Genomic DNA, 17946 nt, shown 5'->3' on the forward strand with positions numbered 1-17946 from the left:
TATAAAAAACGATGAACGAAAAAGACGACCAGCAGCTTATTGAACTCACTAAAGCTGGTGAAATTGAAGCCTATTCAGTTTTAGTGCAACGCTACGAGTCGTCTGTGCGCGCCTGTTTACGAGTGCGATTAAGTAATTATCATGAAGCAGAAGATTTGGCACAGGAAACCTTCATGTTAGCTTACAAGAAGATAAATGACTTTCGACTCGATGGTTCTTTAGGGGCTTGGTTACGAGGTATTGCGATTAATTTACTCCGTAATCATCAACGTAAACATAAAGCCCTTTCTGTTGGTGGTAATAACGAACTAGAACTCTTAATTAATAAACAAATAGAGGATAATTTTGAGACTGAGAATGAGTCACCATTATTGATCAATTTAAAAGAGTGTCTTAAGAAACTTGATGATAAAATGAATCTACTCTTAACTGAACATTACATTTTAGGACATTCGTTAGCTGAACTTTGTCGAAAATATGACGATAAACACTCAACGATGACCATGCGTATGTACCGCTTAAAACAGAAGATTAAAAACTGTGTTGAGAAAAAGGTTGAGGAATAAGACATGAGTGATTCAAAATCATTGTCTATTGAACAAGAAAAATTAATTGCCGCTTATCTAGCAGGTGAAGATGTCAATGAGTTGCTTCTACTCGCATGCAAAGTAGACCCCGACCTTTTAAAAGAAGTCAGTCGATATGTTGCCAACGATAGACTATTAAGCGCTGAATTTGACTCATTATATCAATCGTCCCACTTTACACGTGAAGTGATTGCTCGCATTGATCCCCTCCCTCAAACATCCATTACGCAACAAGTCAGTAGGAAGTTATTTGAGCAAGAAGCTGCCAATAGTTGGTTTAATAAACCTTGGGTTATGGCAGCAAGTATCGCGAGCTTTGTCTGTGTCTTATTTATTTCCAGTTTTATTAACAACCATGCCGACTTTGCCCAAGTCACAAAAATAACCGCAACATCCGTCTCAGATACCGAGCTTAAATTGGGTAACTACTTTGGTCGCGGATACATAGAACTGACTCAGGGTTTTAGTGAGATCACCTTAAACAATGGCGTTGTATTAATTTTAGAAGCCCCAATTAAACTTAACTTAAAATCTTCAGAACAAGTTGTTGTTCATCAAGGAAAACTTGTTGCCCGGGTTCCCAAAAATGCAATTGGTTTTCGAATCGATACACCTAGCAGTGAAATTATCGACTTAGGCACTGAGTTTGGTGTTGATGTTAATAAAGATGGAGAATCGCAAGTTCATGTTATTAACGGCGAAGTGAAAGCGCGTGCAAATAAGTCACAACGTTACAAACTGGTAAAAAAAGACCAAGCCTTAGCCTTCAACTTAAAACATGAAGTGGCAAGTATTAAAAGCGAATCAGCCGATTTTATGCGCGTATTGCCAGGTGAATCTATGCAAAACCCTGACTTTTTACATTGGAGTTTTGATAATGGTTCCGCTGCGGGCTTTCCTTCTACCGGTAAAGGCGTAAATGGTAAACATTATTTGGCGGTAGATAAATCCCTATCAAATACTAAAACAGCAAAAATTAACGGCCGTTTTGGTCAAGGATTATATTTTGACGGCGAAACAAATTGGTTAGAAACCGATTTTGCCGGTATCGGTAGCGATCACCCTCGTACAGTGGCTTTTTGGCTTAAAGTGCCTTCAGATTTTTCAACTAACAAAGCGTATGGCATCGTTAGTTGGGGATTACATGCAAATTATGCTGCGTGGCAAATTTCTCCAAATCCGGAGTTGATTGATGGTCCTTTAGGTCGTCTTCGCGTTGGTACTTATAAAGCACAAGTCGTTGGCACAACGGACTTGCGTGATGACCAGTGGCACCATATTGCGGTAGTGGTTTATGGCGGTGAAAATTCCAACATTTCCACTCACGTATTGTTATATGTAGATGGAAAATTAGAAAAAACCCAACAAAAATCGATTGCCAAGCTCAATACCCAACTGCAAGACCCATTATCCAGTCCGTTAAGTATTGGCAGAAACATTGCTCACAGCAAAGGCATAGAGCCATTAAAACAAGGATTTTTCAAAGGTGGTGTAGATGAGCTTTTTGTTTATGAAGCCGCACTTGAACAGCAACAAATTCAACAATTAATGGAAAAAAATACATTGCTTAACCCAGCGAATTAATTAGCGACAGTCGCTGCTTTATTTCTGCAGCGAACTTTTTTGATTAATTTTTAGTTCATGTGTCATTTGTATCGACTGACAACAACTTAATATATTGCTTTCATGAGGAATATATTTTGAATAAACCTACGACTATTACTGAAAAAATACTAAAAATAATATTTGTAAAAAAACCAGACTTTAGAATATCAATCATTGCGCCATTTATGTTGTTTGCACTTGTGGCGTGTGGTTCTCAAAACCTAGATGATGACCGAAAAAAAACAACACAAGCCAAGCACATACTTGTTACTGACTTTAATAACACAACGGTGCCAAGTTATATTAAACCGTTTGACGCAAAAACAGAGCTTGTTGAGCTAAGTCATAACAATAACGCGCTAAATATTAAATTTTCCACAAAACATAGCAGCTCCGGCATAACCATAATACCTGACCTGCCGTGGTCAACATCAGAGCTAGGCAACAATGCCTTTATGGTTGATGTTTACAACAATGGTAAATACGCGACGATGTTATCAACTAACATCACAGGTATGACTCAAAAAACACAACGTAGAACAGTTGCAATAGACGCCGGTGAAACAGTTACCTTATATTTTGAGCTCGAAGGATTTGAATTAGATCACGATACAGGGTTACGGGATACACCGCCTTCGTTTATAACATCCGCCCGAAAAATGCCCATTCGAGGCAGTAAAGAAATCATTGATTTTTCGCAGGTCTACGCAATCAAGATATATACAGAAACGCAAATCAATCCCACGGAGGTGACCATTGATAATCTGCGTTTTGAAGCGACAGGCACACCAAACAAGCAATATGTTACGCACATCGTAGACAAGTTTGGTCAACGCGCCGATATTGATTTTGACCTCAAAGTCTCTTCCACAGAAGAACTTAAACACCTAGCCGATGAAGAACGAGCGCAATTAAAACGATCTGAAGGGTGGCCTGGACGAAGTCAGTTTGGTGGTTGGAAAGAAGGTGAAAAATTCAAAGCCACGGGATTTTTCCGTACTCAAAAAGTCGGTGATAAATGGTCGTTAATAGACCCAGAGGGTTATTTGTATTTCTCATCAGGCATTGCCAATTCAAGAATGTCGAACACATCGACCTTCACCGGCATTGATTATAAAGATGACTCAGTTCGTTTTATTGACCCCTTAGATGTCACGCCAGAAGATTCACAGGGTATTAGTGGCAATTATCGTAACGCCCAAAAGACAAGCGATGTTGCCAATCAACAACGTCATAACATGTTTGAATGGTTTCCAAGCTACGACGATGAGTTAGCAAATCATTACGGCTATCGTCGAAAAGCGCACAAAGGCCCGATGGAACACGGAGAAGTGTACAGTTTTTATCAAGCCAATTTAGAGCGTAGATATGGTGAAAAAACGGAACAGTCTTATTTAATAGATTGGCACGACATCACGCTAGACCGTATGGTCGATTGGGGATTTACATCGTTTGGTAATTGGACCGACCCAATGTTTTATGACAACACTAAAATGCCCTATTTTGCCAACGGATGGATTATTGGTGAATTTAAAACTCTAAGCTCTGGTTTTGATATTTGGGGTAAAATGCCTGATCCATTCGATCCTGAGTTTGTACGTAGAGCAAAAATAACCACCGAAGTCATAGCAAAAGAAGTAAATGATAGCCCTTGGTGTGTTGGCGTCTTTATCGATAACGAAATGAGCTGGGGCGGCGCTGCACCAGCTATTAGACGCTACGGTATCGTCTTTGATGCATTATCAAAATCGGTGGACGAAAGCCCGGCCAAAACCGTATTTGTAAAAATGCTCAAAGACAAATATAAAAAGATCTCTGCATTGAATATCGCCTGGGATAAAAATATAAAATCCTGGCAGGAACTAGCCCAAGGGGTTAATTACAAAAAAGACGCGTCTTACAACAAGACATTAACTAATGACGTATCTTGGTTGCTACAAACCTATGCAGATGAGTACTTTAAAGTTGTCAGAACCGCTGTAAAAGAAGTAATGCCAAATCACATGTATGTGGGTGCGCGTTTTACAACGTGGGGCACTGCACCTGAAGCAAGAGATGCGGCTAAAAAATATGCCGATGTCGTGAGTTACAATTATTATCGTGAAGGTATAGATGAAATGACATGGGGCTTCTTAGAAGCGTTAGATGCACCAGTCATTATTGGCGAGTTTCACATTGGCTCTACCGATGTAGGTCACCCAAATCCAGGAATAATACATGCGCCTAATCAAAAAGTTCGGGCAGATATGTTTAAAACTTATATGAACTCAGCGATTGATAATCCCTACATCATAGGCGCACATTGGTTTCAATATATTGATGCGCCTTTAACCGGACGAGCCCACGACGGTGAAAACTATAACGTTGGATTTGTAACAATCACGGATATACCATTTCCCGATTTGGTCGACGCAGCCAAGGACGTACATAAAAACCTATATCAACGTCGTTATCTAAACAAACCGCAGTAAACCCCATAATGACCCGGCCCAAATCTAGATTTAGGCCCTCAAAAAATGTATTTTCTCCGCTCCAAACAGCTTTATGTAATTGGCGAAATTACATCATTGTTGTTGACATATAACATCGAAAATTAGTGGACAGTAAATTAGTTGAGTCACTCGTTTAGGCATAAAGAACGGTGATAATACCCGGTGATTCTAAACCGGTGTTCGTTTCAGAACTGGAACTAGAACATCAACGACCAGTCGGTCAAATACTTTCTACAGAATATCGAAAATGAAGCGCAGGCTAAGATTTAAGAAAATCTAGGAGTTGTTATGGCGAGTTGCACAAACTCAAATATGCTTGGTTTTAGATTATTTTATCTTCAGAAAGCAAAAACCCGTTAATCTCTCGATTAACGGGTTTTCTAAATAATGGCGGAGAGAGAGGGATTCGAACCCTCTAGCAGTGTTTTAGCGACTACTCTAGACCACTATAAACAAAGAGTTGCACTATCTCAATATGTCTAAAATGGTCTGTTTTTGCGCTTGGATCGATCCAAAATGGATCCAAAATTGAATTTTTATATGCTCTATCATGGGGTGTCAGGGGTCGCCAGTTCGAATCTGGCCAGTCCGACCATTTTTAAAGGCTTTCAGAGCATCGCTGAATTTACCGCCCACTTAACGCCCACTTAACGCCCACTTATACAGTAGTCTGTTTTCGCGTTTAAAAATGGTTAAGTAAAACTGTACTTTTTATTTTTTAAATTAAGCTATGATGATCAAAGTGGCGCTGAGGGTTCTCCTTTTCCCTCGGACTAAAGTGCCACTATTATTCAACTATGACCTCCGCTGACTCGATAAACTCACCGTTCAAAATTATCTCTGCATCAAACAAAACATCATCGACCATGGCCGTCAGATCGTCACTGGGGGGAGTTATAACGAACTCGGTTGCATCGTATGTCTTATTACCGTAAACGACTTCACGTTGCACCATGGCAATTTCAGTGGGATATGCCCAATTATTGCCGTTAACTTCAATCGATATCGAATCAATCGTATAAACTTCACTATTGATAAACTCAATATCGGGATCGGAAAACGGCGTCTTGTGGCGCAAAACAAAACGTTCTTTGCTTGTGCGCCCTGCTCTAAACCGTAATTTCATTATGCTGCACTCACCAGCTCTTCGAACGTAATTGACCAGGTATTCCAACTCACAGTTTCACCGTCAACATTAGTGATCAACTTATCTGTAACATCTGTGCAGTAGAGCACTTTCTCGTTTACAGAATCCACCAGTGCTAAACAAAGATCGTCTTCAAGTGCTGCGGTGGCGCTTTGGTCAACATCGGACTTTCCGTTGATAGTTGCAACTAGATTATCGCTCACTTCTGTAAATGCCATGTCAGTTCCAGTAAACGCGGCTTGAGCAACGGCTTTAGCCATAAACGCAGCATAGGTATCTGACTTAAGTGGATCTTTAACTACAACCTGCAGATCCGCGTAATCTTTCGCGAATTGAGGACCGTTCTTTTTTGAATCTAAATGTGAAAAAAATACTGCCATGGTTATGTCTCCATTGGGATGAAAATTGGTGTGGTTTGGATTACGACCTTTTCGGGCGTTGTTAATACGATTTTAAAATCTGATGATGTTCTAAGTGCGACGACATTTGAGTCGTCGATTGTTGAAGTTGATAACCGGCCACCATCGAAAATACTAACAAACGATGCGCGCTCTACTTGTTTTGCAGATGCAGTGGCTAGTAGATAATCAAAATTAATTTCTACTATCGCTGATTTTTCAGTTTGTTTTGCAGCGACTGTGCTCAATACATAATCTGAATTGATTTCATTCGATTGAACGGTTTCTATTTGTCGAGCCGCTACTGTATCCAACAAACTCTCAATAGAAATTGTATTAGTAGATGCTTTCTCAAGCTGCTTTGCAGAATTGATTACGAGATTAGTTATAACAGCGTTTGATATATCAACTGTCGTTGCAGTTTCTATTTGTTTTGCAGCGTTAATTGCTATTGAAACTGACGCTGTAATATCTGCTGAAGTTGCGCGTTCAATCTGTTTAGCTGCATTAACATTTACTAAATAACCAAGTTCAACGCTATTAGTAGAAACTTTTTCGACTTGCTTTGCTGCAACAGTTTCTAAAACAGCATCTAGAGTTAGTATTGAAGTAGATGATTTCTCTATCTGTTTCGCAGAAAATACATTAACAACATGACCAAGTTCAAAGCTATTTACGGAAGATCTTTCGACTTGTTTTGCCGCTACTGTATTCAGTATGCTCGCAACTGTTACTGCGACAACTGAAACACGTGCAATTTGTTTTGCTGAATTTACGACAATTTCAATATCAACTGGCGTAGGCTCGCCACCGCCAGTAGTTATCTGGCTAAAAGCAATACGTTTTTGACTAACGCGAAAACCACCCACGCGAAATGACATGTTTACACCTCAAATTGTACTGAACAGATCCAACTTAAATCATTTGATTGTTCTATCTGTTGTTCGAAAGCCTGTCTCTTACCTGCCATCGTTGCCGCAAGTGCATTGTATTGTTGAGTTTTTATCACTGCCTTTTGTATTAATGTAACTCGGTCTACACCTCTAGCAGTTGCAATAGCATCTAATACAGGTGTGTCACAGGTGGAGTCCACAGCCCAATTTTCGGACTCAATTTTTTGAGCTGGCCAAGTGTGTTTCTCAAAACTTGGGTATGCAGATTCAATTTCATTCATATATGACTGCGACTGTTCATTTATACGTTGTATGGCTTCCAGTCGCGCTGGTACAAGCGGATCGAAAGAATCAATTATTTCTTGAACTGCTCCATCATCGCTTGTTTCAACTACGCCATCCATTATCCAAATCGAATAACCTTGTCTTTGAATTTCTTCGATCACATATTGGTTTATCTTGGTGCGGTCTATCATGATTTTGCCCTTAGTAATACCATTGGTGGGTTTGATGCAAAAACAGTGTCAGGCTGTATTGCGTCATCAGGCAGTTCAGTTATCGACACACCATCTTTGTAAAGACTTCCAATCGGCCTGAGTTCGTAATTTTGCCCTGTCATTCCAGTGTCTCGACATCTATACCAAAATGGGCATCGCATTTGTGGTGTGGTGTTTGAATAAAAAGCCGCCCAATACTTGCCAGCGGGTAAATGTATTGGAGACAGAGAACCCCAATTCGTGCCGCTAATTGGATCGGTGAATTTAGTACCAATTATTAACTTAGCGGGATCACCATCACCATCCACACTATACAAGGCCATACATACTATTCCTGTTTCCCCACCTTGCGCTGGATAACCCATAGCATCTATAAGGCCACCATACTCAAGAACGAAGGGTGTATAATAAAGTCGATTAGCTGTAACGGTCATTGAACCGCCTTCTTGGCTGTAGTGCGATGATGTTATTATTTTGTCGGTCAAGGTACTTGGTTTTTGGGTGTAGCTTGTTGGGTTGCTCTGCGCTGTCATAGCAATAAACACTTGCTTATCACCCGCTGATAATGCAACTGGTACAGCGGCAGAACCATCAAGCGGGGTTTCCCGTACAAGCGTTGTTGAATCAGATAAGTAGCCAACACCACTTTCCCATTCACCTGCACCATTATCAATAACATAACTAAATCGTTGCCCAACAATTAGCTGACTAGAAAATGTACGCCCGTTTTCACTTGATCCAGACAGTGTGACATTACCTGTTCCAATGGTTGTTGTGAGTTCTTGCATGTTGTTGACTAGCATCAAACTAACCCCGAGTGAATGATGGAAAGACGCGCTGTGGGCGGCTAATCATTTGTTTTCCCCAGCCCTCAGTCCAATCGATTGCTTTAAAACAGTGGTCAAAGTCGAACCAATGAAGCAACCAAAACAACGGGTACGCGAAATAACGAGAAAACCATTTTGGTTCTGGTGCGCCATAGTGAATGTGTTTTCCTATTCGACTAGATAACGTTTCATCCCTGTCACCGCGTAGGATTTTATTTAAGTGTTGATCTAGGCTTAACCATAAATCTTCAACGTAATCGCTTGGCGAGAATGCGCGAATAACCATATAAGGCTTAACAACCAGAACTTCATACACCATTGCTGCAAGTATCATCAAAATAAGAATGAAGCCTGAGCCGTACTTTTTAATTGAATCCATGTGAACCTCGATTTTTAGACATTAAAAAACCGCAATTAAGCGGCTTGTTTAGTTAAGTGTTAAATTATTGAAAGAACGCCTGTCTCGCGCCCATGAACTGCAATGCGAACAGTTCAAACGCGTCTTGATCTGCAAAACTGATGACAGACGAACCATGTTTTGTGCTTGCTTTAAAATTCAAAGGAAAAATGTTTTGATTATGTTTAGCGGCCAGTTCGATTCCCTTTAACACGGCCGCGATACCATTTTGATTTTCTTCAGTCAGTGATACGTAAACCCCATTCAGATAAGAGCCTTCTATTTTATCTAAGGTTTCAAGCTCGCTTGCAATCAGACTGCTAACCGTTTCCGTCGTTGCCTCAACAAAATTAAACGTGGGCGTAGGTAGCGCATTAATGGTTTCCCAGTCTTCGTTTCGGTCGACCTCAGGTAATGCGTTGTTAATGCTCGCACGTTCGTTGTGTTCCAATACCAATTTCAGCTCTAATTGATACTGCTCAAGCTGAGACCAATTTAATTTGTTAACGCAGTATTGTTTGTATTTATCAATTTTTGATTGCGCTGCGTTTGATTTAATTAAACGCTGCAATACATCAATATCACAACAAAGCGGTTTGTCTTGTAACTGGGGAACATCGTCTATCATGACAACGTCGCCGTTTTCATCTCGTTTATAAAAGAATTCCATTACGCCACCTGTGTTGGTTTTATAAAGATTTGAGGGATACCCAAGATTTTATGGTGAATAGTTGGGTCGCTGGCATCTACGACATAATGTTCAACTAATCCGGTTTCAGGCACATGAGAATAAAACATTGCGTCTAGTTCAGGGCCAGTGCCGCCAAGTGCCGGTGAGTCATATAGTGGAATACGAGTTAAATCTAAACTTCCGTCCGATTCTAAGTTGTAGCCCTGGGCTTTGTAACCAAACAGTGTTGTCGGGCCCGTGCTATTAGTTGGGATTTCACCAGATACGGATTGTGTAAGTACTGCGCCTTCATTTACGTCACTTGAGTTAGTTGCATGAACACAGAAGTCGCTATAATCGATTCGCACTTCGCCTGCTGACTCAGTGAAGTTCGGTGCGTATTCGTACGTCATTAAATCAACTCTGTCAGTCTCAGCAAAATACGTATATTTATTGTTAGTTTGATCAATTGTTCGAGTCGCTGACTGCCACGCGCCGCCGCTTACACTGTAGATGCTCGATACTGTACTAGAGAGCGCTTTTCTTGTATAAACATAATCTTTACTTGTTCCGTCTGGAATAACGGGTATCCAGTCTGCAAAAATACCCGAATAACCGTTTGCATCAAGTAACGCCTTGATTTCAACAGGTGAGCCTATGATATTCCGTCTGAATTTGGATTTGTGTGAGGCACGGGTTGGTATCATCCAATAGACACCCGTTTTTCTAGTCAGTGTTGCATCAACAGTTAAATATGTTGCACCAACTATTCCAATATATTCAGTGATGTTACTCCCATCAACAGCGTATATTTTATCTCCGTTTTTAAAATCAAACGGTAGTTCCGAGAGTGGCAACAGGAAGCCAGTTGAAATGTTAACTATTTTAAATTGACCGCTACTAAAGTCATCCGTTGTTTCGTGTTCAGTCCAAACCTGTGTAAACGGCACATACTCAGTGCAATTAGCACTGGCGTTGCCATTGAACGCCATTTGTGTGGCTAACGAAGTAGCTCGTTGTAAATCAAATTTACCCGAGGCGTCAACGCGTCTATCAGTTATTTGGTCCGCATAAACTGCATCGTAGAAACGGCCAGAATGGTGGCCTGAAACAGCCGATGAAATACCCCCTTCATTGAGTGTATAATCTGCTGTGGCTTCATTAAACATTGCTGCTGTACTTGTCAAATGAGCTTCAACAATTGATTCACAGTTGTACCAACTTCTAGTGCTAGATACTGCTGTATTTAGTATTTTACGAGTTCCATTGTCATTATAAACAGGGTGAAAAGCCCCCTGATTCATGCAATCAACCGTGACGACAACTGTCATTTCCCAACCTAGACCGTCTGTGAATAATCCAGCGTCATTGTCGACTGAGTTAAAACCCTCTGCCTCCATCATTGTTTTATTTGATACTGATTCACCGTAAACCGTCGCGGTTTGATAAACGAATACTTGAGCAATATCTTGTTTTAAAACACCATCAACATATCTAAGATTGTTTTTAGGATTTTGTAAAATTGCATCTTTATCTGAGTCTGACGCATTGGCCCAATCAAAGATTTTTCCGGTCGTTGTCGTATCACTCGCCCAGTTGTCATCGTAAAAACGGCATTCATCTTGGTCAGGATTACTAATTAATGTAATACCATCAGCTGTGCTTGCCGCGAATTGCAAAAGGCCAAGCGGGTAAGCTTTATCTGTAACCGTCACCGTTTTTTTGCGAACGACAACAATGCGCTGACCACCCAATCGTGAATCACTTAAATCATTACCACCCGCAACTATTGCGGCGGCTAAGTCTGCGTGGCGACCTGTGCCGTCAAGTTTGTCTAGCCCATCTGGTGCAGGGGGAAGTTTTAATACATTATTTTTATTTGATGAGTCATTAATATAACTGAGTTCAAACTGTGCTCCGTAGACATTGATAAGTGGAACATCAGAATTGCTTATTCCAACCCCATCACTACTGCGCCCAAGTCTAATTTGATTAGTCGTTGTCGGTATTGCAGCTAACCCTTCGTTTACTTGTTCCCATGAACTATGAGTTTTACCAAACTCAACAAAACCGCTAATCCCATAACGCTGACGATTCATTTCTATCTGTGCGTCGTAAACAACTGAGCGCATTGATTTGATGTTGCCGCTTGCGCTTTCTACGTCATAAATTAAATTATCAAATCGTGTTTTAGTCGATAGCGTGTGGCTTTCACCCAACCTATCAACATACGTAATCGTTTCATCATCTGACGTAAATACAGCCTCTCGTGTTGCTGATAGCTCAATAATTTTGTCATGTATCGCTGTTAGCTTTGTCATCAAATCATTTGATTGACTAACAGTTTCAAGAATAAAACCACGACGGCCACTAATAGAAGTACCAGGGAAAACGCTACTTAAAGTTAATGTTTGGTCTCCGCCGCCATCGAGTGACATCAATACATCAAAACCGTCTACTGACAATACATAGCCGGCCGGAATAGATGATAAATCAATTACGTCGTTGACGACTACGTTCGCACTGCCCTGCGTTAAGTCTATGCTCGTTAATTCAATATGCTGCATATAATTTTACTCTTGAGAAATAATTGAAAGTCGTTGAGAAACATCGCTGTTTGTAAAACGTAAATTACCTCGCGCTGTCATGCGCAATCGATACGTTCTATTAGCTGTTGTTTGTTTGTTGTCTGTGTATGTGAAAGAACCAACTAGCGTTTGAGTACTGGAGTTAAGATACTCGCCACCTTCTTGAAGACTGCTATGTTCTTCATTACCCGTATAACTGGCTGTCTGTCGGGTCACCCATGCGCTCGATACATATTCTTCTAGCAATATGGAACACGTTGGAACACCATCCGGATCGCGAGAGTAATTGTCATTCTGAAAGTAAACTGACTCCATCGTTACGCTACACGCAATTGTTATTGCGCCACCGTTTGAGCCATATGGGCCAATTTCAATTTGTGCTGTTGAAGATGTATCGCTAGTTGATAATGCGGTGGTTAGCGCGCCGGTATTAATCGCTCCGCCAAAATAAGCCTCGCCGTTGCTCTTAAGAAATTGGATGGCATTCGCTTCGGTTATGCTCGAGTAATCAATTTCGCCTGAGCCATCCACGGCTTTAGGGCCAAACCATTCAATAAACTGGTTAACGCTACCAAAACCACTCGCGCTACTTACACGCATATGAGTCGAACCAACATATTCAATTTTTGGTGAACGGACACGAGTACCAGCTATAAGTGAATCACCAGATAACGACTCCCTCGCGACCAACGAACCATCGATTAAAACAACGGGTTCTATCCAATTCGAACCGTTCCAAACTTTAGTTGTGATGCTTGGCGAATCGTTGTCGCCATTTGAAATTGTTAGTCTGTCACCTGTTAATGCGTTTCGTCCCAAAAATGTATTTATTGCTGAATTACTTGGCCAAGTGCCAGTAAAGTCGGTTTTAATCCAAGTCCAATCACCCGCTGGCGACGTTCCCGCTACACCTTGTGGGCCTTGTGCACCAGTTTCTCCTTGAGGACCAGTATCACCTTGTTCACCCTGCGCGCCTTGGGCACCGGTTGCGCCAGTTTCACCTTTGATTTTGGTCCAAGTGTAATCTGTATAGTCGGTAGAATCAGCTGCAGTAAAATCGGTGTATTGTCCTATGTAGGTTTTATTCGTTGCGTTACTAGTTGAAAAACCAGTACTGCCCGTGCTATTCGTTGCATAAGCAATATGCAGATAACTTGTTTGACCATTTGGACCAACTTCACCTGGTATACCCTGATCGCCCGGATCACCTTTTAAACCCTGCAAACCTTGCGGGCCAGTTTCACCTTGTTCTCCAGTGTCACCCTTTAACTCAGCTTTTTGACCACTTGTTAACGTAAGTGCTCCGGCGGGAATCGTAATCGTGTTCGTTTCAGTATCGTAATTTAATACCGGGGTACCCGATGGCGTTAACCAGTTAAGTGTGGCGCCATAAAAATTGATAGCACTGATAGAACCGTCTTCATTAGCAGTTGCGGTAATACCCGTCGTTTCATCATTCGGTAAAACTAAACCAAAAAACGCTCGGGCAACTAATCCATCCCATTCATCTTGGAATGCCTGAAAGAGTGTGCCCGCTTTAATTTTTACATCGTTATCGTCTTGATCTTTAACTGTGACAGAAACAAAATCCATTGCTTCGGACAACGGCAACTTCAACCACTCATGTCCCGCTGCTACACATGCAACAGCATCGATGTGATCTGTAATGTTCCCGTCTTCATCAACGCAATAACCCACTGACGTATTAACCAGGCTAATTGCCTCCGCTAATACTTCATCATCACGAGCAGTTAATTGCGTTAACATCCGCGCTGTTATTTGCTCGTTATTAATTATCGATGAAATCGCTTTCGAGTAACTTGCGAAACGATTATCAATTTGTGCAACCTGAGTTTCAACCGACTCAATCTTTGCAGTAGTCTCCGTAGTGTTAACTTCAATACGTTCTTCAGCTGCAGCTAATGAACCGCGCAACTCTTCCGCTTCTAAGTCTTGCTCTATCGCATGTAATCTATCTGCTAATGTTGCGTTTTCAGTATCATCTAATCGTTTATTTGCAGCTGTATAAGACGTCATTGAACGTTTAAAAACATTACTCGATAGAATTTCAACTGCGCTATTTAACGTCGTAACTTCTTCAGTAAATAATGTCTGAGTAACGTAGTTCTCTATTCCTAAATCACTGATTTTTTGATCAACAAAAGTCGTCGTAACAAAATCTTTTTCAGCAATGATTGAATCGACCGAAACTTGAAACGAGTCCGGTTCAATGAAAACTTCAACTTGTTCTAATCGGCCTTCCACTTCACCAATAGCAAAACTTATCGCGTCTGCTTCATCGCCAAACTGTAATTGAGCAATATCGCTTCTCAGCGTGGACTCTAACGCGCTTAACTCTATCTTTGATGCAGTTTGAGAAATTTGCGTTGTATGAACCGTTATCTGACCTTCAATCACTTCGATTTGGGCGTAGGTACCTAACAACGCTTCTTGATTATCAACATCGAGAAGTATCGAGTCAGCCCACGAACTCAATGCATTTTCTAAGTTTGTTGACGTTTGACTAATGGAATTTTTAACGACTTGTAGCGCGTTATCTGTAGCTTGCTGAACTGTTTGGCTATCTGAAACATCAGAACTTAATTGTGCAATTACTGATTGAGCATCATCGCTCAAATTATCGATTTCAATGTGTCCATTAATTAGATTAAGAACATTGTCGGCAACGTTAGTAGTTGTACTTTCAGCACTGGCCCATTCACTGGTACCCGCTACATTTATAGTTCGAACCCACACAAAATAATTAGTGTTTGGTGCAAGCCCAGCAATCGTCCAGTTTGATGCAGTTCCGTAATTAGTCGCATCAGCTTGAACATCTGTCGTGCCAACTTCTAATTCAAAAGTTACACTCAAAAAAGAACCGGTAATAACCGGCTCAACTAACAATTCAAAATTTGTGGGTGTGATATTAATGTTTGGAGGCGCTGGTTCATCAATAGTAAATGCTAAAATAGAACCTGTAGAACGATAACCCAAACTATTAAACGCATGGACTTTAAATACAAAGTCACCGCTCGACAGATTATCAATTGTTATCGATTTATTAGAAATGTTTGCTTGTTTAAGTAATTCGTCATCAACAGATAAAGAGTAATAAAAGTTACGATAATCACTATTCCAAGATAGCTTAACTTTACCGGAATCCAGCGCTTCAACCGACAATCCCGACGGAACAGTAACATTTTTTACATCGGGAAGACTCGTGTCTACAACTGCAGGTTTTACGTCGCCACTTAACCAGGTATAAATATATGCCTGGTGTTCAACCAACTCTAACTCTACTTCACCGTTTTGTCGGTTTTCAGTGTACTCAACTCTAAATGGTTTCGCGTCCCAACCAAGCGACTCGACGGTCACAGGAACAACATCGCCAACGGTATAACGAGATGCTGATGGTTCACAAATTACATTAGCAGTTAACGTTTCTCTGCTCAGTTGAGCAATGACACGACCAGTCGAACGTGCTTCGTAATAGTCAGTACATGCGTTAAGCGTAACTCGTTTTTCTAATAACTTACCGTCTTCACTTTGCCATTGCGTTTCTAAAGCTGAACCGATTTCTGGATAAACAACTTCCTGCTTCTGCCAATTATTATCCGGATCATAAAACGTCACTATTACTCTGTTGTAACGTTCATTAATTGATTTAAAACTAAACCGAAGCGCGTCTTCAAAAAAGTCGACACCTTCAATTAGTGGGGTGACTGGATCCCTATCAATTTCTAGAACCAGATCCAATTGCCCGTCTACAATCGGCAATCGCCCGCGCATGGGTTTCAATAGCTCAATAGCGTTATCAATTACATTTCGGGACGTATCGACAATTATATTTGAAGTAAACTGCGGTTGAGTTGAAACACTGCCCTGATAGCTTTCAACTAATGTATCAGATTGATCTATCGCGCTAGTTAAAGAGGATTGTATCCATAGATCATGAGAAACCCCTTTCCCATAAATATCGTTACATAAATAGTCATACAACTGATGAGCAGGGTTAGAACTAGCGTAATCTAATCGGGTGCCAGTGGTTTTATTTGTTACACACAACTGCCCTTTAATATTTGCGGATACATTCGGAATACCATTAAAGATCCCTTCATCATTGTATTCAAGTCGAATATAACTAACAGCCAAACCAGAAAATAAATAATTCTCAGTGTCGAATCCGGCATCTTCTAATACACTATCTACGTAAGTACCGTTCATACCATCTGTGAAGTTGCGAACATAAGCCCAACCGTCGAACTTACTATCAGTAATCAATACATCATCTAAGTAAATTTCGTCAATCGATTCAATTGGGCCTTCACACCACACGATAACCATATGAAGCAAATCATTTTTAATACTGTCATCATCATTATCATTGGTACCTAACCATGCAATTGTACCTGTTACTTTTCCCCGGTGGCCATATATGACGGGAATATGGGCGTTTGAACTTGGCTTTGTTAACGACTGTCCTTGATCGCCTGTGTCAATTTCTGGTGTTAACCACTCAAGAACTTTTCCAATGCCAGTGAACTCAAGACCAATATCAATAACTGTTTCTAAAAAACTCATTATTTTTCTTCCGTTGGAGCGGTTATAGCTGGATCAGACGGTTGACCCCAACCACCTATTGCGGGCGCGGCACGACCCCATGGAATATCTTTAATTATGTTTGGGGTTTCTTTGAAACAAGCATCGAGAGGATAAAAAACTTTCTGGCTAGCGATGTTGGTTTTCCTGCCTGATGTTTTATCAAAGTCTGCCCAAATAGATGATGCCGTAATTGTTACTGTCGAACTTTCGTCACTTGCGCTGTCAACCGTCCCCGACCAAACGATAATTGTTTCAACGATTTGGCCCGATGCATCTAGATACATGCGACGAACTTCAACCGATTTGTTGTACCAACCACCTTGTAAGATCAATGATGCAATAGTTCGGTCAGGATCGCTTAATTTAAAATCAGCATCGTTTGTCTTGGGCTCACCGTTCTGACTGAACGCATCAGGTGGTTCAAGAACACCCGACAAATATGTATTACCGTTGAATTCTCTATCAATCGCATCATCTGTTAAAAACAAATCAGTACTAGGGAATGATATTTTTACCAGGTGCAAAAAACTATGCCGCTGGGCTAATAAACTCACCATCGCATTACTTTGTTGGCGCATTAACCGACCTCAATAACATTGATTGAAACCTCGGCAAGCTTTCCACTACTTACTGCAAAGCTGATATCTTCAATTTCACTTTCTAATTCAAATTGAAAATTAACATTAGAACCAAAGTTAATTGCTGTACCACTTGGTACATCGGCTATTAATGCAGGGTGGATACTGGCCGTTGCCTGTCCAGTACCGTTCGAATTGATTGTTGACGTCACCCTGTACGCCTTTTTGTGATTGTCGAACTGAATGAAATCACCCACTTTCCAAATGCCTGTTTGAGACGCCGATAAACCATCAATGGGGATTGACGTTACACCTTTCGCAATTAATGCTCTGGTTTCTGGTGAACCTCCACCAGCGCCTAAAGTTGGTAATGGGTTAAACATATTGAATCGAACATAATCAAAGTCTAATTGATCAATAAACGTTTGAAGTTCAATTGCATTCTCAAACGACAATTTCACTGTTGTTAACTCAAAACCCCAACGTTGCCCCGTTGTAGAACGCCGAACGGAATGCTGATACGACTTTTTGTTTGGATTTATGGTTTCAACAACCGATCTGGGTGTGACCGATCTGAATCTGGCTAAGGTTTGTGGGAATTGCATAATATCTCAGACATAAAAAAACCCGCTGAATGCGGGTTTAAGTTGTAATAAATTTAA

General features: G+C 40.9%; 14 protein-coding genes. 3 read left to right on the forward strand and 11 right to left on the reverse strand.

Going from position 1 to position 17946, the window contains the following annotated elements:
- Window positions 1-11 precede the first annotated feature (11 nt).
- The 3 genes from Q4575_RS05260 (at window position 12) to Q4575_RS05270 (ending at window position 4663) form a co-directional block, all read left to right on the forward strand.
- A complete protein-coding gene (locus Q4575_RS05260; protein ID WP_215965035.1) occupies window positions 12-566 on the forward strand; it encodes an RNA polymerase sigma factor in 555 nt (184 codons plus the stop codon).
- Window positions 567-569: 3 nt separating this feature from the next.
- Window positions 570-2171 (forward strand): LamG-like jellyroll fold domain-containing protein, encoded by a 1602-nt coding sequence (locus Q4575_RS05265; protein ID WP_303521575.1) that lies wholly within the window; start codon window positions 570-572, stop codon window positions 2169-2171.
- 116 nt (window positions 2172-2287) lie between these two features.
- Entirely contained in the window at window positions 2288-4663 is a 2376-nt protein-coding gene (locus tag Q4575_RS05270) for a beta-galactosidase (RefSeq protein WP_303521577.1), read from the forward strand.
- 808 nt (window positions 4664-5471) lie between these two features.
- On the opposite strand, the gene Q4575_RS05275 is transcribed toward Q4575_RS05270, so the two are convergent.
- From Q4575_RS05275 to Q4575_RS05325, 11 genes are all read right to left on the reverse strand, one after another.
- Window positions 5472-5810 carry a hypothetical protein gene (locus tag Q4575_RS05275; RefSeq protein WP_303521578.1) on the reverse strand — a complete coding sequence of 113 codons (339 nt, stop codon included), beginning with the start codon at window positions 5808-5810 and terminating at the stop codon, window positions 5472-5474.
- The gene (locus Q4575_RS05280; protein WP_303521580.1) at window positions 5810-6211 is read right to left on the reverse strand and encodes a hypothetical protein; all 402 of its coding nucleotides are present in this window, start codon (window positions 6209-6211) and stop codon (window positions 5810-5812) included. Before Q4575_RS05280 ends, Q4575_RS05275 begins: the two co-directional genes overlap by 1 nt.
- 2 nt (window positions 6212-6213) lie before the next feature.
- Window positions 6214-7110 carry a hypothetical protein gene (locus Q4575_RS05285; protein ID WP_303521581.1) on the reverse strand — a complete coding sequence of 299 codons (897 nt, stop codon included), beginning with the start codon at window positions 7108-7110 and terminating at the stop codon, window positions 6214-6216.
- Between the two features lie 2 nt (window positions 7111-7112).
- Entirely contained in the window at window positions 7113-7598 is a 486-nt protein-coding gene (locus Q4575_RS05290; protein WP_303521582.1) for a hypothetical protein, read from the reverse strand.
- Window positions 7595-8422: a hypothetical protein gene (locus Q4575_RS05295; protein ID WP_303521583.1), complete on the reverse strand. Its 828-nt coding sequence runs from the start codon at window positions 8420-8422 to the stop codon at window positions 7595-7597. The genes Q4575_RS05290 and Q4575_RS05295 overlap by 4 nt, the downstream gene beginning before the upstream one ends.
- Before the next feature lie 4 nt (window positions 8423-8426).
- Complete coding sequence (locus Q4575_RS05300; protein WP_303521584.1) at window positions 8427-8825, reverse strand: hypothetical protein; 399 nt, start codon at window positions 8823-8825, stop codon at window positions 8427-8429.
- 64 nt (window positions 8826-8889) lie between these two features.
- Window positions 8890-9513 (reverse strand): hypothetical protein, encoded by a 624-nt coding sequence (locus Q4575_RS05305; protein WP_303521585.1) that lies wholly within the window; start codon window positions 9511-9513, stop codon window positions 8890-8892.
- Window positions 9513-12080 carry a hypothetical protein gene (locus Q4575_RS05310; RefSeq protein ID WP_303521586.1) on the reverse strand — a complete coding sequence of 856 codons (2568 nt, stop codon included), beginning with the start codon at window positions 12078-12080 and terminating at the stop codon, window positions 9513-9515. The genes Q4575_RS05305 and Q4575_RS05310 overlap by 1 nt, the downstream gene beginning before the upstream one ends.
- A 6-nt stretch (window positions 12081-12086) precedes the next feature.
- A complete protein-coding gene (locus Q4575_RS05315) occupies window positions 12087-16685 on the reverse strand; it encodes a phage tail protein (protein ID WP_303521588.1) in 4599 nt (1532 codons plus the stop codon).
- The gene (locus tag Q4575_RS05320) at window positions 16685-17284 is read right to left on the reverse strand and encodes a hypothetical protein (protein WP_303521589.1); all 600 of its coding nucleotides are present in this window, start codon (window positions 17282-17284) and stop codon (window positions 16685-16687) included. The genes Q4575_RS05315 and Q4575_RS05320 overlap by 1 nt, the downstream gene beginning before the upstream one ends.
- Complete coding sequence (locus Q4575_RS05325; protein WP_303521590.1) at window positions 17284-17889, reverse strand: hypothetical protein; 606 nt, start codon at window positions 17887-17889, stop codon at window positions 17284-17286. The genes Q4575_RS05320 and Q4575_RS05325 overlap by 1 nt, the downstream gene beginning before the upstream one ends.
- Between the last annotated feature and the right edge of the window lie 57 nt (window positions 17890-17946).

The sequence above is a fragment of the Psychrosphaera sp. 1_MG-2023 genome (genome assembly GCF_030548245.1).
GTDB classification, from domain to species: Bacteria; Pseudomonadota; Gammaproteobacteria; order Enterobacterales; family Alteromonadaceae; genus Psychrosphaera; species Psychrosphaera algicola.